General features: G+C 61.3%; 19 protein-coding genes. 12 read left to right on the top strand and 7 right to left on the bottom strand.

Annotated features, from left to right (window positions below; genetic code table 11):
* Positions 1–122: 122 nt before the first annotated feature.
* Both D0Z70_RS19095 and D0Z70_RS19090 read left to right on the top strand, forming a co-directional pair.
* Complete coding sequence (locus D0Z70_RS19095; protein ID WP_119749204.1) at positions 123–2,162, top strand: ParB/RepB/Spo0J family partition protein; 2,040 nt, start codon at positions 123–125, stop codon at positions 2,160–2,162.
* A gap of 114 nt (positions 2,163–2,276) precedes the next feature.
* Positions 2,277–2,528, top strand: a complete 252-nt coding sequence (locus D0Z70_RS19090; RefSeq protein ID WP_119749202.1) for a type II toxin-antitoxin system prevent-host-death family antitoxin — start codon at positions 2,277–2,279, stop codon at positions 2,526–2,528.
* A 169-nt stretch (positions 2,529–2,697) separates the two neighbouring features.
* Here D0Z70_RS19090 and D0Z70_RS19085 read toward each other — a convergent pair whose 3' ends face one another.
* Positions 2,698–3,363, bottom strand: a complete 666-nt coding sequence (locus tag D0Z70_RS19085; RefSeq protein ID WP_088189794.1) for a UPF0149 family protein — start codon at positions 3,361–3,363, stop codon at positions 2,698–2,700.
* A 128-nt stretch (positions 3,364–3,491) separates the two neighbouring features.
* Here D0Z70_RS19085 and D0Z70_RS19080 point away from each other — a divergent pair, with 128 nt between their 5' ends.
* Positions 3,492–7,772, top strand: coding sequence for a strawberry notch-like NTP hydrolase domain-containing protein (locus D0Z70_RS19080; protein ID WP_119749200.1), 4,281 nt, complete (start codon positions 3,492–3,494; stop codon positions 7,770–7,772).
* Between the two features lie 100 nt (positions 7,773–7,872).
* On the opposite strand, the gene D0Z70_RS19075 is transcribed toward D0Z70_RS19080, so the two are convergent.
* Positions 7,873–8,772 carry a Ros/MucR family transcriptional regulator gene (locus D0Z70_RS19075; RefSeq protein WP_119749198.1) on the bottom strand — a complete coding sequence of 300 codons (900 nt, stop codon included), beginning with the start codon at positions 8,770–8,772 and terminating at the stop codon, positions 7,873–7,875.
* A gap of 187 nt (positions 8,773–8,959) precedes the next feature.
* Between D0Z70_RS19075 and D0Z70_RS19070 the strand changes: the two genes are divergently transcribed.
* The 3 genes from D0Z70_RS19070 to D0Z70_RS19060 are packed head-to-tail and all read left to right on the top strand — an operon-like array spanning position 8,960 to position 10,843.
* On the top strand, positions 8,960–9,445 hold the full coding sequence (locus tag D0Z70_RS19070; RefSeq protein WP_119749196.1) for a hypothetical protein: 486 nt from the start codon (positions 8,960–8,962) through the stop codon (positions 9,443–9,445).
* Positions 9,438–10,100, top strand: coding sequence for a hypothetical protein (locus D0Z70_RS19065; RefSeq protein WP_119749194.1), 663 nt, complete (start codon positions 9,438–9,440; stop codon positions 10,098–10,100). The genes D0Z70_RS19070 and D0Z70_RS19065 overlap by 8 nt, the downstream gene beginning before the upstream one ends.
* Positions 10,101–10,144: 44 nt before the next feature.
* The gene (locus D0Z70_RS19060; protein WP_119749192.1) at positions 10,145–10,843 is read left to right on the top strand and encodes a hypothetical protein; all 699 of its coding nucleotides are present in this window, start codon (positions 10,145–10,147) and stop codon (positions 10,841–10,843) included.
* A gap of 410 nt (positions 10,844–11,253) precedes the next feature.
* On the opposite strand, the gene D0Z70_RS19050 is transcribed toward D0Z70_RS19060, so the two are convergent.
* Genes D0Z70_RS19050 through D0Z70_RS19040 form a run of 3 tightly spaced genes read right to left on the bottom strand, consistent with a single transcriptional unit; the run spans position 11,254 to position 12,475 of the window.
* The gene (locus D0Z70_RS19050; protein WP_119749190.1) at positions 11,254–11,601 is read right to left on the bottom strand and encodes a hypothetical protein; all 348 of its coding nucleotides are present in this window, start codon (positions 11,599–11,601) and stop codon (positions 11,254–11,256) included.
* A gap of 60 nt (positions 11,602–11,661) precedes the next feature.
* Positions 11,662–12,213: a type II toxin-antitoxin system VapC family toxin gene (locus D0Z70_RS19045; RefSeq protein ID WP_182914033.1), complete on the bottom strand. Its 552-nt coding sequence runs from the start codon at positions 12,211–12,213 to the stop codon at positions 11,662–11,664.
* A complete protein-coding gene (locus D0Z70_RS19040; RefSeq protein ID WP_043152347.1) occupies positions 12,203–12,475 on the bottom strand; it encodes a hypothetical protein in 273 nt (90 codons plus the stop codon). Before D0Z70_RS19040 ends, D0Z70_RS19045 begins: the two co-directional genes overlap by 11 nt.
* A 183-nt stretch (positions 12,476–12,658) precedes the next feature.
* Between D0Z70_RS19040 and D0Z70_RS19035 the strand changes: the two genes are divergently transcribed.
* From D0Z70_RS19035 to D0Z70_RS19025, 3 genes are all read left to right on the top strand, one after another.
* On the top strand, positions 12,659–13,855 hold the full coding sequence (locus D0Z70_RS19035) for a DUF932 domain-containing protein (protein ID WP_119749186.1): 1,197 nt from the start codon (positions 12,659–12,661) through the stop codon (positions 13,853–13,855).
* A gap of 93 nt (positions 13,856–13,948) precedes the next feature.
* A complete protein-coding gene (locus tag D0Z70_RS19030) occupies positions 13,949–14,161 on the top strand; it encodes a hypothetical protein (protein ID WP_088189804.1) in 213 nt (70 codons plus the stop codon).
* A gap of 120 nt (positions 14,162–14,281) precedes the next feature.
* Positions 14,282–15,238 carry a DUF5983 family protein gene (locus D0Z70_RS19025; protein ID WP_119749184.1) on the top strand — a complete coding sequence of 319 codons (957 nt, stop codon included), beginning with the start codon at positions 14,282–14,284 and terminating at the stop codon, positions 15,236–15,238.
* Between the two features lie 38 nt (positions 15,239–15,276).
* On the opposite strand, the gene D0Z70_RS19020 is transcribed toward D0Z70_RS19025, so the two are convergent.
* Together D0Z70_RS19020 and D0Z70_RS25005 are read right to left on the bottom strand one after the other, a co-directional pair.
* On the bottom strand, positions 15,277–16,674 hold the full coding sequence (locus tag D0Z70_RS19020) for a DUF6880 family protein (RefSeq protein WP_147418794.1): 1,398 nt from the start codon (positions 16,672–16,674) through the stop codon (positions 15,277–15,279).
* Positions 16,674–16,850, bottom strand: coding sequence for a hypothetical protein (locus D0Z70_RS25005; RefSeq protein ID WP_182914032.1), 177 nt, complete (start codon positions 16,848–16,850; stop codon positions 16,674–16,676). The genes D0Z70_RS19020 and D0Z70_RS25005 overlap by 1 nt, the downstream gene beginning before the upstream one ends.
* A 132-nt stretch (positions 16,851–16,982) precedes the next feature.
* On the opposite strand from D0Z70_RS25005, the gene D0Z70_RS19015 reads away from it, so the two are divergent.
* From D0Z70_RS19015 to D0Z70_RS19010, 3 genes are all read left to right on the top strand, one after another.
* Positions 16,983–18,353, top strand: coding sequence for a sensor histidine kinase (locus tag D0Z70_RS19015; protein ID WP_239019025.1), 1,371 nt, complete (start codon positions 16,983–16,985; stop codon positions 18,351–18,353).
* Positions 18,354–18,400: 47 nt separating this feature from the next.
* The gene (locus D0Z70_RS25500) at positions 18,401–18,649 is read left to right on the top strand and encodes a hypothetical protein (protein WP_239019024.1); all 249 of its coding nucleotides are present in this window, start codon (positions 18,401–18,403) and stop codon (positions 18,647–18,649) included.
* Positions 18,650–18,714: 65 nt separating this feature from the next.
* Entirely contained in the window at positions 18,715–19,278 is a 564-nt protein-coding gene (locus tag D0Z70_RS19010) for a DUF5983 family protein (RefSeq protein ID WP_239019023.1), read from the top strand.
* Positions 19,279–19,355: the final 77 nt, after the last annotated feature.

The raw sequence follows: 19,355 nt of genomic DNA, 5'->3' as shown, positions 1-19,355 counted from the left end.
GCCGTGTCTAGCGTCACGGCACTGTGCCGTCACGCCTCAAAACGGCGCAAACGAAAGGAGAGGGGGAAGGAAGCGAATGCGCGGTTCGATGTGCGGGCCGCAGCTTTTGCGGAGTTTGTTGCATGACCAAGCCATCCATCCTCGTCCCGGCAACCCATCTCACCAAGTCGCCCGTCAATGTGCGCAAGCGGACCGATCTCCGCGCTGACGCTGAACTCGAAGCCAGCATCGCCGGGCATGGGCTCATCCAGAATCTCGTTGGCGTGCCGGTCTCCCGTAAGAAAGGTCATTATCGCATCACTGCCGGTGGCCGCCGCCTCGATGCGATCCATCGCCTGATCGAGAAGGGAACGCTGCCGCCCGACTATGAGGTGCCGGTTCTTGTTCTTGCCAAAGCGAAGGACGGCCGCGAAATCAGCCTTGCTGAAAATTACGACCGGCTGCAGATGTCGCCTGCCGAAGATTGCCTCGCATTTCGCGATCTGATCGAGGTCGAGGGCCGCAGCACGGCGGAGATCGCCAAGCGCTTCGGCATCGAGGAACGCTTTGTCGTCGGGCGCTTGCGTCTCGCGAACCTCGCCCAGCCGATCTTCGATGCGCTCGAGGCTGACGAAATCACGCTCGATGTGGCCAAGGCCTATGCGACGACCGCGGACACCGCCCGTCAGACGGCGATATGGGAATCGCTGAGAGGCAGCTATTCCCGCGACAATGTCAATGAAATCCGGCGGGCGCTCAATGGCTACAGCTATCGCGCAACCGACCCCAAGGCCCTGCTGGTCGGGCGGGATTCCTATATCGCGGCAGGTGGCCGTGTCGAGGACGCGGACCTGTTCTCCACTGCAGCCGACGAGCGCTGGATCGACACCCATATTCTTGATGATCTGGCGGAGACGAAACTCGCCGCGCAGGCCGAGGCACTGCGTGAGCGCGAAGGCCTGGGGGAAGTGCGCATCGTTACCGGCGCGCGCATCCCCTATATGGAAACCTATGCGCTGCAACCGCTGACCGGCGTCGCCGAACCGCTCACGCAGGAGCAGGAAGCGCGTAAACGGGAGATTGAGGAGGAGATTGCCGATATCGAACTGCTCGCCGAAAACGAGGGCTATGAGCCGGAAGAGGATGAGGAACAGCGCTATGCTGCCCTGCGGGCGGAACTCACGGCGATCATTGAGCGCGAGGTTGTGATCGATCCTGAGCAGAAAGCGACCGCTCTGGGCTATGTGGTGCTCGGCCAAGACGGCACGCCGCAAATCCATCATCAACTCTATATCGCGCCAGTGTCTGATGAAGAGAGCGGCGAGGCCGATGATGACGGCGACGAGGGCGACGATCATGCCAGCGTTGAAACGCAGGAGAACGATACCGCCAATGACGCTCGCCCTGTGATGAGCCAGCGCCTTCGCGAAATGCTGGCGATGATGAAGACTGAGCTTCTTGCGGTCCACGTCGCCAGTGATCCCGCATTCGCGTTAGATCTGGGGACTTTCATCATGGTCGATCGAGAATCCCGCCTGGCGTCCTTCGACATGCCGAGCGATCTGCGGGCTTCGGTGCCTTCCCGTCTCTTGCCCGACTTCAAGCCGGAAACAGCGGCGGCGGGTGAATGGACGAAGCTTGACGGGGCGCTCGATCGGAGCTGGCTCCACCACCCGGCCGTTCCAGATCGTTACGACGCCTTCTGCGCGCTGCCCGACGATGCACGTGCGGCCTGGCTCGGATGGGCGATCGCGCGCACGCTTCATGCCGTTCCTGCCGGACGACGCGAGGCAAGCTTTCTCGATCATCTGGGGCGCAAGCTCGGGATCGATGTCGCGGCTTGGTGGCGGCCGACGGCGCTCACCTACTTCGACAAGCTGACCAAGCCTGGCATCCTCGCTTTGTTCGAGGAGATTGGCGGACTGGAACTTCGCATGCGTTATTCCGGGTCGAAGAAGCACGATCTGGCCGCGTCGGCCGAGCGGCTATTTGGTGGCGATGTCATCATCGAGCCGGAAATCCAGGAACGGGCGCTCGTCTGGCTACCCGATGAAATGCGGTTCGCTGCGCCGGAAAGCGGCGAAGAGCTGACCTCGCCCGACAATAGCGAGCACGACCTGGCGGACATGGTGAACAAGGAAGGTGGCAACGAAGGCGACCAAAGCTTCGCGCAAGCCGCCTGAACATGGCCGGGGGCACGGCTTAGTCCCCGCCCCCGGTTTTGGCCTTGGATGGAACTGTGCAACGGTCTAAAATGAGCCGCTGCTCTTAATCGCCAGGGATAATGGCCCACGCATATTTCCATATCTGATGCGGCGGGCCAACTCATCGACCTTGTTCGGCGCTCGGAAGCAAGGGAAGAAATCATCCTGACCCGTGAGGGGCACGCTGCTGTCCGTCTTGTTCCGGTCAATATGCCTACTGACAGAGCCAGCCGCCGCGTTTTGCTGGAAGAGATGCGCTTGGCCGCCACAGCCAAGACGACAACCGGCCCCAATGCGGCAAATAGCCGGGACTTTCTTTATGGCGATGAGGGCATGCCCGTATGATTGCGGTCGGCACGTGAAAGAGCGAACGTGTCTGCTGCTTTTGTCGGAGACGATTTCAGCCGGGGCGAATGTCGATCGCCGTTTAACTTCATCGGGTTGACGGGTTTGGAAGCGCGCACAGGAAGACCCAGCTGACGGTCATGCCGCGCCCGCAGTTGTCCGCGATCATTTAGTTCAAACCGCAGCACTTCTTGTACTTGACGCCCGACCCGCAGGGACATGGATCGTTACGCCCCGTCTTTTCGCGCTTGATGGTGACCGGTCGGTAGGGGTCATTTTCAATCCGCCACTGGTGCAGCATCTCGACCCAAATCGGGATCAGGTCAGGTGCTTCCCGATCCCATCGGTCTTCCGCAGTGAGAGTCAGCTTTTTCGTCCCATCGGCAAACGAGCGAAGTTCGCGAATACCCTCGATCGCGGCGCGGCAACCGGGATCATCGTCATTGAGGACACGCTGCCAGCCCGAAGGGGCAAGATCCATCGCCTGTCCAAAGCCCTCGATCCACATCTCCCACAATGTCTCGTCCGACCGTGTGTCGATCTCCAGCACGGGTTCGAAGCTGCCCGGCTGACCCAGGCAGGCCAGGATGACATGATAATGGTGCATGATGAGGTCTGTGAAATGCTGGAAACCGCCCATTTCACTAAACTGCAGCATGCCCGTGCCGTCATCACCAGCCCAGATCTTCTTCAGCCATTGGCTGGGTGCAAGCAGATCGGGGCTGACGAGGATGCCGGTGAGGAAGCCGTCCAGCTGCGACAGCAGCATGCAATCCTCGCCTTGATCAAGCAGCAGCCGGTCGAGTTCGCCGAGATAGTCGAGTGGAAGAGCCATGCTCTTCCATAGCCTCGAGCCGATCCCCCGTCACCGGTTCTGATCTATCCTTCCTGCACGTCAGGGGCCGGAATGAAGGAGAGCGGGAAGGGGAGAGCCGGATTGTCCTATTCTCGCATGAGGTGCCCATGACCTTGCCCCAACTCGCTTTGTCGCAAACCCACGACGCGCCCGAATGCCTGTTCGAGGTTGCGCAGTCCCTTGCCCACCGCCTGCGCAATGGCGGCATCGTCAATCGCCAGTCCCTCAAGCGCATGATGACCCAGGCGTTCGGCGAAGATGATGCCGGCGGTGCATGGTCGATGCGCGATGCCTATGATGCGCTGGAAACCGCGCAGATCCTGCACCTCGCCGATCCGCAATGCGCGCTTCTTGCAGGAACACCTGCCGACATCTTCAAACGACTGCGGCAATTTGAGCGCGGATTGCCAACGCAGACCTACCGCTCGGAAAAGCAGGTCGAGCTCCAGCAGTTCAGCACGCCCCTCAGCCTCGCCTGGCTCGCAGCCATGGCGGCACGCTGTCGCTCGGACGATATCCTGCTCGAACCCTCGGCCGGCACCGGCATGCTGGCAGTCCATGGCGCACGCGCAGGCGCGCGGCTGCTGCTCAATGAGCATGATCCCGCCCGCGCCGACCTGCTGTCCCGAAGCTTGGGCGAGATCGTGACACGCCATGATGCCGAACATATTCAGGATATGCTGACCACCGAGCAGATTCCCACGCTGGTGCTGATCAATCCTCCTTTCAGTCGGAGCGTTGGCCGCGGGATCGATCGCCATGCCGGCGCGCGCCACGTGCGCGGCGCGCTTGCATCTCTCGCACCAGGCGGGCGATGCGTCGCCATCATGCCGACAAGCTTCTCGTCCGAAGGTTCGGCCGCGCTTGGCTACAATCTAGTCGCGGAGCTTGTGCCGCCCCGCATCGAAATCGCCATATCGGGTAGCCCCTATGCCAAACATGGAACGGGGATCGATGTGCGACTGCTGATCCTCGACAAGGGATGGATCGGCGTGCCGGAGCGTCACGTCGCCTGCAACATCGAGGCAGCACTGGACCTTGTCCTCGCTATCCCTGATCGGCTCGATCCCCTGCAGCCTCCACCTTTCCTTGCGCCGCCAGCCGTCGGTCTTTTGCCTTCCCGACCAGCCACCGATGTCGCGCGAGGAAACCTCTTTGCGCATATGAGCGGGCAAAGGCTTGCGCCGCCGTCGCGCGTTGCAGCGGTGGCAAAGGACGCGCGGCCAATCACATATGTGGTTCGGGAGGCGCCGCTCGCTCCCGGCGAGACCGTGGGCATCTATTCTGCCTGGCGGCCCGCACGGATCTCCATCGATGCTGCCTCCAGGCATCCCGATGTTCTTGTCGAATCCATTGCCATGGCCTCGGTGTCCCTGCCGGTGCCGCGCTATCAACCCCTGCTCCAGGATCGCGCGGCCAAGGCACTGTCTGAGGCGCAGCTTGAAACCGTTATTTATGCCGGTGAGGCGCATACGCGCGATCTTGTCGGCCGCTTTTCATCTAACCTCGCCGGCGATCGCCTGATCGAGGACAGGGAAGGCAAAGCCTATCGGACCGGCTTTTTCATCGCTGACGGTACTGGTGTGGGCAAGGGTCGCGAGGCGGCGGGCATCATCCTTGATCAATGGAACCGGGCCAATCGCCGCGCGATCTGGATTTCCATGGCCGACCTCATCGAGGACGCCCGCCGCGACTGGACGGCGCTGGGCGGGCTTGCCATCGATATTCAGCCGATTTCAAACTTTCCCCTGGGTACGTCGATCACGATGGAAAGCGGCATTATCTTCCTCACTTACGCCGCCTTGCGCTCCGCGCGCCACGATACAGCCTCCCGCCTGCAACAACTACTGGACTGGACTGGCGAGGATTTCGTCGGCGTAATCGTCTTCGACGAGTCTCACGCGATGGCGCACGCGGGCGGGACCGAGACGGATTTTGGCAAAGCGCAAGGCTCGGAACAGGGGCTTGCCGGCGTTCGATTGCAAAATGCGCTTCCGCGCGCTCGCATTCTCTACATGTCCGCGACCGGCGCGGCCAGGCCGGACAATCTCTCCTATGCTGTTCGCCTGGGGCTCTGGGGACCGGGCACTGCCTTTGCCACGCGCGACATGTTCATGAAGGCCATGGAAGAGGGTGGTATCGCAGCCCTTGAGGTCGTGTGCCGGGATCTCAAGGCTATGGGCCTCTACACGGCCCGGGCGTTGAGCTTTGCGGGCGTCGAATATGAGCCGCTGGAACATGCGCTGACGCCAGATCAGATTTCGATCTACGATGCCTACGCAGATAGCTGGAGCATCATTCATCGCGGATTGCACGACGTGCTGGCCGAGATCGGCATCGTCGATAGAATGTCGGGCAAGACCCAGAACGCTCGGGCGCGGGGATCAGCCCTCAGCGCCTTTGAATCTGCGAAATTGCGCTTCTTTTCCAGTCTCCTGGTCAGCATGAAAATGCCCTCGCTCATCAAGGCGATAGAGCAGGAACTGGCGTCGGACAACGCCGTGCTGGTACAACTCGCGAGCACGGGCGAGGCTATCATGGATCGGCGTCTCTCCGAACTCTCCGCGCAAGAAAGGGCGATGATGGATATTCAGGTTTCGCCAAAGGAGACGTTGATTGACTATTTGAAGAATGGCTTTCCCGTGCGCCAGATGCGGGTCTTTCGTGCCGACGATGGCGCGATGCGCGCCGAACCAATGACCGATGCGCAAGGCAATCCGGTGCTTTGTCGGCAGGCGATAGCCGCACGTGACGAACTGATCGAGGAACTATGTGCGCTGCCCGCGATCCCGACCGCGCTCGATGCACTTATCGCGCATTTCGGGACCGACCACGTCGCCGAGATCACGGGGCGCTCGCGGCGCATCTTGACCGACACCACCGGGCGACAAAAGGTCGAGAGGCGCAGCGCTCAGGCCAATCTGTTCGAGGTTCAGGCGTTTCAGGATGGCCGCAAGCCCATCGCCGCCTTTTCCCTGGCCGGGAGTACCGGACGATCCATGCATTCCGATCGGAACTGTGGCAGCGCGCACAGGCGCCGCGCGCATTTTCTGCTGGAACTTGGGTTCCGCATCCTCTCGGCGGTGCAGGGCTTTGGTCGTAGCCACCGGACGAACCAGCTGACGCCGCCCGTCTATCGCCCGCTCACCACCGATTGCCGGGGGGAGCGACGCTTCCTCAGCACCATCATCCGCGGTCTGGAAGCGTTGGGCGCATTGACCAGGGGACAACGCCAGACCGGATCGCAAAATCTGTTCGATCCTTCCGACAATCTGGAATCCGACTATGCCCGCGATGCGCTCGTTCAATGGTTCCATCTCCTCTATGACGGCAAACTCCGCAGCGTCTCGCTCGCTGATTTCCAAGAGATGACGGGCCTTGAGCTTTGCGACGAAGGCGGGGAACTTCTGGAACGTCTGCCGCCCATTCATCGCTGGCTCAACCGCATATTGGCACTGCGGATCGCAACGCAGAACAGCATATTCGAGGAGTTTCTGGGGTTGGTCGAGGACCGCGTCGAAGCGGCGCGCGCTGCCGGCACGCTTGACCTGGGCATTGAAACCATCCGCGCCGAGAAAGTGGTTCTGCTTTCCGACAGGCTGCTGCGCACCGATCCTGTAATCGGCGCCCAGACACGGCTTTTGCGGCTCGAACTGCACCGGCGGCCACCGATCACCAACTGGGCTGCGTTGCAGCTTATTTGCAAGAACACGGACAATATTGCGTGGCTCCGCAATGCCCGGTCCGGCCGGGTCGCACTGTGCATGCCGACATGGCCGGGACAGGACGACAATGGCGAATGGATCGAACGCTGCTATCTCATTCGTCCCAGCGGTCAGCTCCGCATGGATAGAGCGGCCCTAAAAGCCAGTCATTGGAGCGAGATTGAGCCCGATGCTTTCCAGGTCTTTTGGGAGGGGGAAGTGGGTGAAGCGACGAAAAATCTCTTGGTCGAAACGATCACGTTGGCCACCGGGCTGCTGCTGCCCGTATGGCACAAATTGCCGGAAGATGACGTGCGCGTCTGGCGGATCGACGATGGCGCTGGCGGTTCAATCCTGGGGCGCATCATCCATCCAGCAGCCGTCGAACGGATCCAAAGGGAGTTCGGCCTCGATGGCGCGACAGCTCTTGGTCCCGACGAAATCATCGATGGTGCGCGTTCGGTGGGCGGAGTATCGATCCCAGGTCTTGGTCCGGCCAGACTTGCCCGGGTTCATGTCAACGACAGTGCGCGCCTCGAAATACGAGACTATCGACCCGAGGATCGGACCTGGTTGAAGGCTTGCGGAGCATTCAGTGAGGTCGTCGCCTTCAAGACCAGGATTTTCCTGCCTCCTGACCGTGCGGGCGACATCCTTGCCAGGATTATGGCAGAGCGGAGCTAGTCTTCGCCGCGGTGCGCCCTATTGCGCGACCGATGATGCTCGCAAGGTCAGCGGTCAGACGAGATATGGGTTGGATAAACCCATATCTCGTCGGTGACCATTATTCCGTAGATGTCGGTGTTGGAACAGGCGCTTTCTTCTGCTTTACACCGGATACCCGCCGCCCTGCACCTTTCGGCTTCGTGGACGCCGCAGCTGTTGGCGTTGCGGTCTTTCCAACTGTCCTTTTCCCGTTGGCTGGCTTGGCAGGTTTGGCCTTTGCGGGCTCTGCTACTGCGGGTTCCAAAGGCACCTTCACGGATGCTGTCGGGGCCTTCGCAGTTCGCGGTGCGGTTTGTACGCCCAGCTTCTTCCTGGCAGGCTTTATCGTCGCGGCCTCCGCTTGTGCGGGCACATTCGCAGGTTCAGGCTTTGGCTCGGGCGCAACGATTTCGGCTTGATTGCTGGGTTTGGCAGCGGCTGCCTTACCACGGGCGCGCTTTGGCTTTGCTTCCGTTGTACTTACCGGCGCGACTTCGACAACTGGTGTCGCTTCGAGAACTGGTGCCGCCTCTACCACGGGTGATGCTTCCACTACCGGAATCGCATCCTGTGCTTTCGCGCCAAACCGCCGTCCAAGACCGAGCTTTTGCGCGACGGTGCGCCGCTGTTCCGAATAGGCAGGCGCGACCATGGGATAATCCTTGGGAAGCTTATAGCGCTCGCGATATTCGGCGGGTGTCATTCCATTGACCGCCAGATGCCGCTTGAGGGTCTTGTACGGCTTTCCATCGAGCATGCTGATGATGTGTTCGCGTGAGCCAAGGCTCTTGCGGATCGATACAGCAGGAACATGCTCGGGTGCCGCTGGCGCTTCCACCTCGGCCTTCCGTTCAAGCGCGCCGCGGGTCGCTTCGATGATGCCGGCGATGTCGCCGGCTGGAACCTGATTGTTGGAGAAATAGGCGCTCAATAACTGCACCGTCATTGCGGTGAAATCAGGCTGCTCGGTATCGGCCACGAAAGGACTCCTGGTTGAGAAACGAATGGAGGATGCCGGTTATCGCCGGACTGGAACTGCGCTGTAGCTAAGCGGGAATCTGCAGCTCATGCAAGACGGGAATGAGTGACGGTCATACGGTCCGGTAAAGGGGAGGGGGTGAGGATGGAGAGACCGACTGGAGTCCAGTAACTACGAAAGGCATGTCATGGCCGACCGTGTATCCGCGCATATCATGATAGGCGGTGTGCTGCCCCGCTCACAAAATCCCGTTCTCGTTCAGGCGATCGGCAGCGACAATGCGGCTGTATATTGGGACGGAACGCCCTTCGATCCCGCCTGCCTTCCCGTAAATGATCCTCTCACCTTGATGGATCACGAGGTGGCCAATGGATGCTTCGAGACAATCGAATTATGCTGTCGACGTCTTGGCCTTCAATATGTCCGATGGTCAGGCGGATATGCAGGAAGCTTCCCCTCCGTGCGCGTCATTTACAGGGGCCATGGCGAACCGCGACGCTATCTGACGACTGAAGATGACCAGCAGCTCTTTTCGATCGAAAGCATTAGGGAACTGGGAAGCATCGTGGCAATCGAAAATGACTACCAGCTTGCATGCCAGAACCCGCCGCCGCTGGTGCTCATCGATGAAGAACCAATCGATGAAGCAATGATGGAGCCGGTCCATGGCTGACCATTATGTTCAAGCTTCCTTCGCCTTCACCTGCATGGCACGTGAAGCTGCGTTGATCGAGGAGGCGTGGCAGCACGCGTCCGACCTGTTGGGTAATTTTGCCCCGGGGGAACCGAGCGCTGAATTCTTCGCCGCCTTCATGCCGACCGATCTCGCCAATCCGTTCAACGGCCTGCTCGAAATCTTCGATGATCCCGACTTCCCGCATTTCGGGGCTGAGATCGAGATTGCGGGTGCAGCCGAGTGCATCGTCGCCATTTATGGCACGACCGACTTCCAGCCTGGTCCGATTGCTGAACTCATCCGGCGCTGTTGCCAGGAGAGCTTGCAGACCGCGCCTGTCGGGTTCGACTGGAGCTATGGCTGTTCGCGCCCACGTCGCGACAGTTTTGGTGGAGGGTGGTGCGCGATATTTGCCGATCATGTCGAATTTGCCAGCACCCAAGAAGAGCTGGCGCGCCGTTTGGTCCGATCTGCAGTGGCGCCACCGGCGGAGCCGCCTGATCCATGGATCGACTATCCACAATATCCCTCGGCCGATTGGCAGGCCGAGGTCGCCAATGGCGATACGCGTCTTGGCTATCTCGACTGGGCTCTTGCCCGAAATGAAGCAGGCCACAGCGAGCCTGCCTTAATGGAAGTGCCGCCGGCCTGACGCACTCGCCCCTCCAAATCTGATCGAACCATAAGGATGACATCATGACCGACGCTAACGCGCCGGGCGCGTCCGCGCGCCTGTATAGCCAGACCGACCATGACGAACGCGGCAATTTCCATTATGAAGGCGATCTCTATCGCGCCGGCGAAGCGTTGCCATCGCTCGCCTCCCGGATCGATCGCCATCTCGCCCAGCATTTTACCGGCACCAGCTTTGCGATCCGCACCGAGACATTTGCGGGCGGATGCAAGGTCATCGCGGAAATCCTCAATACACCGGACGACCTCACCGGCCGTGAAGCGCACGACACCTTCATCGGCGAGGTGCGCGATCAAATGGAACGGTTCGGGTTCACGCGGACCAATCCGTTGCAGGATTTCTGGTCATGCAGTTTCTACAGCGAAGCGCGCATCGGCCAGGCCTACTGGGCGGCATTGGCAAAACGTCAGGGTATCCGTAATCCCGTCGATAGGGTCCTATCATTGGCGGCGTTCAAGAAGCGCGTAAAAGCAGGTGATCGGCTGAAGCTTCTGGACGCACCGTCTGGTCATCGACTGCTTGGAACGACCCGCGACATCACCAAAGTGCGCTCGGGCGACCTGATCCTCGAAGGTCGTTCTTACCTTTCCTTTCCCAAGGCCTCCGCCTTCGCCTGCGACGGCCGCCTGATCCGGATCGCCATCGGCTCGCAATATGGTCCTGACGATCATCTGCTCTACGAATGGCTAAGGGCTTCCTGAGCGCCATTTCCTATGGTGATCGCACTTGCCGAGGCCATGCGCGATATCGGGCATAATTATCAGCGGCACCTTCATGTGACAGCGATCGATATCGATCCGCGTGCGATCCACATGGCCTATATCCAGTTTTCATTGCTTCATATTCCAGCCCACCTCATGGTCGGAAACGCCTTGTCGGGCGAGATACAGGACCATTGGTTCGCCCCAGCGCATATATTGGGGGGATGGACCGCTCGGCTCGCCCTTCGCCAACGTTGCGGACCCGTGGCTGAGATCGCCCAACGCGCGACCATCGCGACCGGCCCGACTTCACCATCGCAAGGCGCCGTTCCGCCATTGTACGAACCACGGGCATCGCAGCGATCCATGCCGCGACAGTTGAGCCTCTTCTGACATTCTCACGCCGCACATCATAGGAGATTGGCATGTCCCGACATGTCCATATCGACGCCCTGGGCCGGATGACGTCCGGCACAGCAATCATAACTTTGGCCATCTGCGGACCGCGCCGCGGCATGCGCGCCGTCGAGGATATTTCGATCGATGAAGCCGAGAAAATGGTAACGCAGCTTCAGGCTGCGGTCGCTCATGCTCGAGCCGGGGCCGCCATCGCTCCAGTTGATCGCTTCATGCAGGACGTCATCGACCGGCTCGCCGATCAGGGGCTCGCGCTCGATCCTTCCTTCCGTACATGGTGTGCCGGCAATCACGGCCTGCTCAGTCCACGGCAGGCCGCTGAACGCTGGTGCTGCTGGCATGTTGCCTGACCGATCCTGCCGGTCGCGAGCATGGTCGGTTTCCCGCGCCTATGTGACGGTTCAATACAGGATGACGCCCGTCCCGGGAATGATCTGATCGAAAAAATCGAAGTCGCGCCGGTTGCCTGTCAGCAGGTCACAGCCGGTCGCCGCCGCCTGCAGAAACAGCAGGGCGTCGTTGAGCAGGGCGATCGAATGGGGTTGGCCAGAAAGCCTCGTGACCATGCCTGCCAGCATACCGGCCTCTCCGAACATGCGGGAGGAGGGCGCGCTGAGGCGATGCTCCGGGATATCGTCGATTGTCCGTCCCAGCGTCTTGAGGACCGACGCGGTGCGTTTGTCGGCCGGATCGAGCGCGCCCATCAGGTGGGTCATCTCGGCAAGCGCCACGCAGGAATGATTGACGATCCTGTTTTCCAGCAAACAGTCTACTTCAACCGGTGTCTTGCCCTGGAGCACGTCAATATAGACACACGTGTCGAGCAGAAGCTCGCGGCCTATGACAGCTGCCTTGTGAACGAGCGGCAATGCCTCTTCGGGTCGTCGCGCCAGCCTGGCAGCAGATCGCTGCGGCCTGATCCTGCGCAACGAGGCCTTGCGATCAAATCCCAAGCGCAATGTCCGCAGGGATCGCACCCTTCCGGCTCACAAGCCTGGTTCCGAAATCATCTTCGAGCGCCACTTTGGCGAGCGCATATTCGACAAGATCGGTGGTCGAGGCGATGCCGCTGCGCATCTTGGCGCGATCGATGAGTTCGCGTGGCACGCGGGCGCCGACCGCGCTGTTCGTGCCCGACAGCAAACCCGCCGCCTTGGCAGCGGCCACGACCGCTTCATGTCGCTGAGACAGATGATCCTCGTGCTTCGTCGCCATCACGGCCTCCTTTCGTTGAACATATACGCCAATTTGTAAAACATACAAGCCGCCGTCGTACCTGCTGCCGCCGGTCGGGGTCTCGTGAACCCATATCGCGATGCGCGAAAGGGAAGGAAGGGGCGGGAATGTGACAGGGGCCGTGAAGCACCTGTCGCTTTGCATCTCAAGGAGACGATTTCCATGGCGACCCTTGCCCCCATGAACGAAAACCCCCGCGTTACGGCGCCCTATCGGATCGATGTCTCACGCGGACGCATGAGCAGCCGCGTATCGTCCGAGTGGTTCTCCCGTCCGGACGATGAGAAATATCTCTCGCTGACCAGTCTTTATGATGCCGTGCGCGGCCGCGCGGACCGTGCGACCACGCGTATCGTTGAAAGCCGGTCGATCCGGGTCGAGGCGAAAAGCGACAATCCAGAGCGGCTGATGCTGGTGGCGCCGGGCGATGATCGACCGCTTGCACCCACTAACTGGTCCTTTGGCCAGGTAGCAAGTCTCGTCGGTGCCCCGGCCTCTTATCTGCGCCAGCTGCCTGCCGCGCTTGCCGGCATCAACCTGCAGCATGGGTTGATCAACCACCGGGGCGAGCAGGTCAAACTGCTCCAGACCGAGAATGGTCGCACCGAATTGCGCGCGGCGACCGGATCGGAATATGGCAGGATCTTCGACTGGGAACTGGTCCAGGCGGTGATGGCCTTTGCCGGCGATGGCGTCGGCGACACGCGCTGGAAGGTGCCTGGAACGCTCGACTGGGGCAGCATGACCTACAACCCTCATGTCGATATCACCAGGGAGACGACCACGCTCTACGCATCGGACCGGGACATTTTCCTGTTCCTCGTGGACGACACGCACCCTATCGAGGCCGGCAAGCTCCCTAATGGCGATCCCGACCTTTATTTTCGAGGGTTCTACGCCTGGAACAGTGAAGTCGGCTCCAAAACGCTCGGGATCGCGACTTTCTATCTGCGCGGCGTATGCGCCAACCGCTGTCTGTGGGGTGTCGAGAATTTCGAGGAGGTCAACATCCGCCACTCGAAATTCGCCGGTGCCCGTTTCGCGCATCAGGCCGCGCCCGCGCTCGAGCATTTCGCAAACTCCTCGCCGTCGCATTTCATCTCCGGCATCAAGGCCGCTCGCGAGCGGATCGTCGCGCGCAAGGAGGAAGAGCGCGAACCCTTCCTGCGCAAGCGCGGCTTTTCCAGGGCCGAGACGGCAAAGATCATCCAGACCGTGCTGGCCGAGGAAGGCCGTCCGCCTGAATCCATCTATGACTTCGTCCAGGGCATAACGGCGCTGGCGCGCGCGAAGCCGCATCAGGACAGCCGCCTCGATCTGGAAAACAAGGCCAGAAAGCTGCTCGAACAGGCGCTTTGAGGCCCGACGCCGCCGCTCTCATGCCTTCTCCACCTCCCTCCTCGCCATCCCGGTCATTCGCCGGGGTGGCCATCGTCATGAAAGGATGCCGCCATGCGCGCCCAATCGTCCCTTACCCTGCCGCAATTTATCGTCGACATCGCCTTCTTTAGCGGCGGCGAATACTATGCCACCGAGACTTACACCGTTCCTGCATCCACCTGGTTTGCTGCGGAGCAACAGGCGCTGCAGATGTCGGTAAACAGCGTCTATGACGATGCGCGCATTCCTGACCTCAGCCGAACCGCCACTGTCCGCACGGCCTGATCATGCTCTGAGATCAATCTCGATGACAAAACTTCCGAACCGGAATCCTGGGACGGGTGTGCCGATCCAGCCGCTGTCCGAACCGTGGGCGCCGTGCCACCTTCCCCTGGAGCCATCTCCATGACCCGCTACACATTATCCCATCTCGAAACCGCTGCTTGTCTTTGGGAAGCCGTCCTTGAATTGCGCGATCGGCCAGAGACCACTCCCGATGCAAGCAGTCTGGCGCTCGCCTTGCGCAAATGCGTCGATACGCTCGGCACGGCGGCGCTGCGTCTGATCGTGGTAGGCTGGGTCGATGCGGTGGAGTCCGCATGGCGTACAATAGAAGGCGAATATCCGTTGTCGTTCGATTGGGATTTCGTGCCCCGTTGGATTGCCGACACGATCGACTGGTCAGATCCGCGCAGTCCGGTCATTCGCGCAACTGCGCCCGTTCGGTACGTCAGATCGACGTCGTTTCCACCTATAGGATATGACGCACCCCCCCAAACCGCGATCGGGACCAGCCATGAGGACCATCTGGCGATAGAGGTCCACACTGCCGTGATTGAACATCGACATGGAATGAATATCCACGTCGCGGTCGATGCGACGGCTCTCGACGTGGAAATCGCTGCTTATTGCCGTGAATATTGGAGCGAGATCGACGACGCGCGCGACCCGAACGCTCTGTCCGACGCCGAAGCTATATCAAGCTATTTCGAAGGTCATCCGTCGGAAAGCTGCACGAGGGATCGCATGCGTATTGCGTCCGTCGCACACCCGTCTCCTCTTGCTGCCGGATCGATCGAGCAAGGCCGCCATTGTGTACTATCAACCGCCCATCTGACGGTTCATACCGCCTCATGCCTCGATAAATGGGCGTCCTGGCCGCCCAGTGATCGACCGATCGACATCGCGGCTTCGGTCTATGGCTGGTTCGTACCGACGCGCGCCATTGATGATGACCGCCGTGCGCAATTGCCGCAGGATCTGCTGCGGCTCATCGCCTTCGGCCGCGCGCACGGCTTCCAGTTCCTGCTCTTCGACTGTGACGGCAGTGACGTCGACGGACTGCCGCTCCACCATTGGTAGGGAGGTTTCCAATCTGGCCGCCCCGGCATTCTCCGCGATTATCCGAATTTCCCCGCGACCTGATTCCAGAAGCCGATCTTGCGTCCATGCACCTTGCGAAGATCGGCCAGCCAGTCATCATGCGGTACGACATCGACATCGCCTGCGATACGGTCGGCCAAATCCGTCGCGGCTGCAAAGTCCCGCGCGGCATAGGGGTAATATTTCGAACTCGCCCGGTCGAGTACGCCAGTCACCAGTCGGCGATAGAGCAAGGTGGCCCCACCCGGATCGGCCTGAGACAATGCCTCGGCGGCAGGACGCAGAATGTCATAGGCCCGGGCTTCCAGACCTTCGAGCCTTTCCCTGGTCAGCCTGCCCGCGCGCTTGAGATCGGGCCAGGCAATGAGGAATTCCAGTGCCGATGTCGCTCGATCATAGGTCATGGCCTGATCGAGAGCCTGCCTCTCTGCGGCGACATCCTCGAAATCAGGCAAAGCCCTAAGCCAGTCGCGCAGTACCTGCCCGTCGAGCCAGCGGTCGAAGATCGCCTTGCGCTGCGCCTGCACATCGTCCCTGCGGCCGAGCGCCTCAAAGGCCCGTAATTTGAGATCGGCAAGTTCGCGCTCGTTATGGCTGCGCTCAACCGGTGCGTCGATCCAGTCGAGGGCTTCTACCGCACGACCCTGCGCGATCAGGCGGGCGGCAACCTGCGCATTGACCAGCGTATTGCGCCGATCAGGATCGACTGTCGCAATATAGGCGTCCACATCGCCGTCGAGGTCAGCGAGCTTGGGCAACAACCAGCCGACCTTATAATCGAATTGCCGTCGCTCCGGGCCGGTCAGCCCCGCCTGCCGCTCCAGCAGCATCCGGCGCAACGCTGCGCGGCCTGTCTGTCCCAGAGCCGGGGAGGCTGCGTCCGGCAGGTCGTCGAACACGCCATAGCCATCCCCTTCGATCAGCGTTAAAATATCCCCGGCGAGCTGCTCGACATCGGGTACATCGGCTCGGGCCCACAGCCCGCCCAGATCTTCGCCGCCTTGCCGGAACACCGTGCCCAGCGAACCGCTGCTGTCGTCTGACCTTTCGAACACCGGTTCGGCAAGGCTCAGCAGCAGCTTCATGCAATCGACCGCCTGGCTCAGCGAGGTTTGGGCCAGTGGTCCCAATATGGTTTCCCGCAACTGGTCGAGTTCGCGCGCGAGCGGACCTACCTTGTCCCATTCGACGAACCCGCGCGAACGCCGAATGGTCTTCAGCCGCTTGTCGATTTCGTGGGCCAAGGCGCCGCTATCGTCCTTCGCCGCCAGCTCCATGCGGACCGCGCGGGCGAATATGGCGTCACGCTCGGCCTGGGCCAGGACAAGCCGGGCAAGGCGCGCGGGTCCCAGCGCTTGGAGCGCATCGAGCGTCACCCTGCCGGTGCCGCGTTTACCACTGCCAGAGGTCGCCATCAGATGTCTTCACCTCCCGACCGTCCTGCCCCCTTGACCAGCGCAAGCAGCATGGCGTGCAGCACCTCTTCCGCGCGCTCGCGCCGCGCCGGATCGGCGGCGGAAATGTCCCGGCGTATCCAGTCCGGCAGGCGGCGCAGAAAGTCGGTGAGTTGCGAATCCAGATCCTGAGGCATTCCCTGTCCTTCGCAGTCCGGGACCGCTGCCGCAATATCGGATGCATAGTGGCATCCGCGGCCCTGGAAGACGAACGGAGGGGAGGGAGCGGGGCGGGGTGAGGGTTCCAGTCCGGACCCAGGGAGATCACCATGCCCCTTCCAACAACGATCCATAGCGCTGTCAGTCCCGACGCGATCCGCCGCGCATCCCGCCTTTTTTCAGGCGACAGCCGGGACTGCCTTCATGAGATGTTCCAGAATGCCAGACGCGCCGGCGCCACCTGCATCGCGGTCGATCTGACCGAACAGGAAGGCCGATCCCTTCTGCACATCCGGGATGATGGCTGCGGCATCGATGATCCCGCCGCCCTGCTGATGCTGGGCCATTCGGGCTGGGGCGATGACATTGCCCGCAGCGAAGACCCGGCCGGCATGGGTATGTTCAGCCTTGCCGGCCGCGCGGTCGAAATCCAGTCCTTCTCTCCCTCTGCGGGCACGGCCTGGAAAGTCCAGATTCCGGCAGACGCATGGGACAGCGGCGCGCCGCTTGCCATCGCCCCGGCCATGATCGGTTGGGGCACGCTGATCTCGATCGAACTGCCGCCCGACTGGAAGCAAGGCTTGTCTGCGGTCGTCGCCGATGCAGCCCGTCACTATCCCTTACCGGTCACCTTGAACGAAACGCTGCTGCCCCGCGAAGACTTTCTCAAGGACGCCATGTTTGTCGAAAACGCCTGCGGCTGCCGTATCGGTGTCTATGATCGGGATCCTGATTGGCCAAGAGACCAACGCATCAATTTTTACGGGCACCGCGTCAAATGCGCCTTGCCGACGGTGCGGGAAGAAAAGGATAGCGGTAGTCTCTGGACGGTCCGGATCGATATTATGGATGCGCCGGAAATTCATATGGTTCTGCCGGCGCGCAAGGAGGTTATCGACAACGCGGCATTGAAGGCCCTTCGCGACGCTGCCGAGCAGATCCTGTACAAGGCCATCGCGACCCGCCCGGACCATCGGCTGCCCTTTACCGCCTGGCAGCGGGCGTGCGAGCTGGGCGTCACGCTGCCGCAGGCGCGCTCAGGGCTGGCGATCTGGCGGCCGCAGACCGCCGACGACTGTCATGGGCGCAGCAGCTGCATGATGGCTCCTGAAGGCGCAATGCTGATCGTGCCGGCGCTGGAGCCCGATATTGCACAGGCGCTTGCGCTGGCTCGGGGCAAACCGCCCATTGAGGATGTGCAACTCGTCGAGGCGGAAGACGCGCTGCAAGGCTACGCCTGGTATGACACGCTCCCAGTGATCAGGGATATTTCCCTGCGCATCGACCGGGAAGGCTCCGTCCATCGCTATGACGACGACATGTGTCTCCCCGCCGATTTCGCTTGTGGCCTGGTCGACCGGATCGTCATCGAGCTGACGGTTGTGAAACCGGTCGCACGGACGCGCCACACAGCGTCCATTCCATCGAAATCCCGGCGCTCGTCTGCCGCAATGGCGGTCGGGATATTGCGGAGGCCATAATCCTGGCCACGCGCGATGATGGTATCACCCCGGACAGACTGAGCCGCATGATCTATGCGACGATCTTCTGTGGGGCTGATGATGGCGACTGCGACAGCTGGGACACCCAGTCGCGATCCTTCGAACGCGAGGCGCGGCAGCACGCTACGCATATCCTCCTTGGGGAGGACGCTGCCACCCTCGAAGCCATCAACATGAGCGCATGGGATAATCTGAGCTGGCTGATCCCGCTCGATCGCAAGATCGTCATTCACGCCGAGCGCGGTGCCATCACGGTCGATTTCTTGCCGAATTGAAAGGGTGCCCGAGTTTGCTCGCCGCGCCTGTCACCCCTGTCCCAACCCAATCAAGGAGACCGGCCATGCGCCGCTTCCCCGTCTGCGCCTGTTCGACAGCGCATCTTCCCCGCGCCGAGAATGACGCCATCGACCGGCTGATCCAGCACGCGCCGCGAAGGAGCGGCCGGATCATCGTCGATCATCCGATCTTGTCGATCGAGGCCCACCAATATGGCTTCTGGGTCCATCTTGGCTTCATCGATGACTGGTCCGATCGCCCCGATGGGCTTTCGCCTGAATTCTGGGCTTTGCTGTCGGACGCCCGCAAGGCTGGAGCGAATTGGCTGAGCTTCGACCGTGATGAACCGCCTTCCGATCGGTTCCCGGTCTTCGCGGCCGGGCAGGGGGAGGCAACGGGCGACGCGGGGAAATCGGTCAATGCCGCAAACCCCGCTGCCAGGATCACGATCCGCTGTTCTGCATGTGGCAGCGCCGAGGTAATGCGCGATGCCTGGGCGCGCTGGGACGATGATGCCCAGGACTGGGCGCTCGGCGCTGTGTTCGACGCAGCTTTTTGCGAGGCCTGTGAAAAGGATGCCACGCTCTCCGAACAGTCGATCGAGGGATCGCAGCACAAGCATCCCTGATCGCCAGGCCGCCAGCCACTTATCGCGTCAAGCCCATTCCCTCGACCAGCATCTCCGGCCGCTCTGCGCGACGCCGG

This window comes from Sphingobium terrigena (assembly GCF_003591655.1).
GTDB classification, from domain to species: domain Bacteria; phylum Pseudomonadota; class Alphaproteobacteria; order Sphingomonadales; family Sphingomonadaceae; genus Sphingobium; species Sphingobium terrigena.
Note: the sequence above shows the minus strand (reverse complement) of the source record. Positions and strands in the feature narration are given on the sequence as shown.

What these genes read in the sequence shown, in the direction of transcription:
- D0Z70_RS19095 (WP_119749204.1), top strand. Translation starts at nt 123, where the DNA reads ATGACCAAGCCATCCATCCTCGTCCCGGCAACCCATCTCACCAAGTCG.
- D0Z70_RS19085 (WP_088189794.1), bottom strand. Translation starts at nt 3,363, where the DNA reads ATGGCTCTTCCACTCGACTATCTCGGCGAACTCGACCGGCTGCTGCTT.
- D0Z70_RS19080 (WP_119749200.1), top strand. Translation starts at nt 3,492, where the DNA reads ATGACCTTGCCCCAACTCGCTTTGTCGCAAACCCACGACGCGCCCGAA.
- D0Z70_RS19070 (WP_119749196.1), top strand. Translation starts at nt 8,960, where the DNA reads ATGGCCGACCGTGTATCCGCGCATATCATGATAGGCGGTGTGCTGCCC.
- D0Z70_RS19065 (WP_119749194.1), top strand. Translation starts at nt 9,438, where the DNA reads ATGGCTGACCATTATGTTCAAGCTTCCTTCGCCTTCACCTGCATGGCA.
- D0Z70_RS19060 (WP_119749192.1), top strand. Translation starts at nt 10,145, where the DNA reads ATGACCGACGCTAACGCGCCGGGCGCGTCCGCGCGCCTGTATAGCCAG.
- D0Z70_RS19050 (WP_119749190.1), bottom strand. Translation starts at nt 11,601, where the DNA reads ATGCCAGCAGCACCAGCGTTCAGCGGCCTGCCGTGGACTGAGCAGGCC.
- D0Z70_RS19040 (WP_043152347.1), bottom strand. Translation starts at nt 12,475, where the DNA reads ATGGCGACGAAGCACGAGGATCATCTGTCTCAGCGACATGAAGCGGTC.
- D0Z70_RS19035 (WP_119749186.1), top strand. Translation starts at nt 12,659, where the DNA reads ATGGCGACCCTTGCCCCCATGAACGAAAACCCCCGCGTTACGGCGCCC.
- D0Z70_RS19030 (WP_088189804.1), top strand. Translation starts at nt 13,949, where the DNA reads ATGCGCGCCCAATCGTCCCTTACCCTGCCGCAATTTATCGTCGACATC.
- D0Z70_RS19025 (WP_119749184.1), top strand. Translation starts at nt 14,282, where the DNA reads ATGACCCGCTACACATTATCCCATCTCGAAACCGCTGCTTGTCTTTGG.
- D0Z70_RS19020 (WP_147418794.1), bottom strand. Translation starts at nt 16,674, where the DNA reads ATGGCGACCTCTGGCAGTGGTAAACGCGGCACCGGCAGGGTGACGCTC.
- D0Z70_RS25005 (WP_182914032.1), bottom strand. Translation starts at nt 16,850, where the DNA reads ATGCCTCAGGATCTGGATTCGCAACTCACCGACTTTCTGCGCCGCCTG.
- D0Z70_RS19015 (WP_239019025.1), top strand. Translation starts at nt 16,983, where the DNA reads ATGCCCCTTCCAACAACGATCCATAGCGCTGTCAGTCCCGACGCGATC.
- D0Z70_RS25500 (WP_239019024.1), top strand. Translation starts at nt 18,401, where the DNA reads ATGATCTATGCGACGATCTTCTGTGGGGCTGATGATGGCGACTGCGAC.
- D0Z70_RS19010 (WP_239019023.1), top strand. Translation starts at nt 18,715, where the DNA reads ATGCGCCGCTTCCCCGTCTGCGCCTGTTCGACAGCGCATCTTCCCCGC.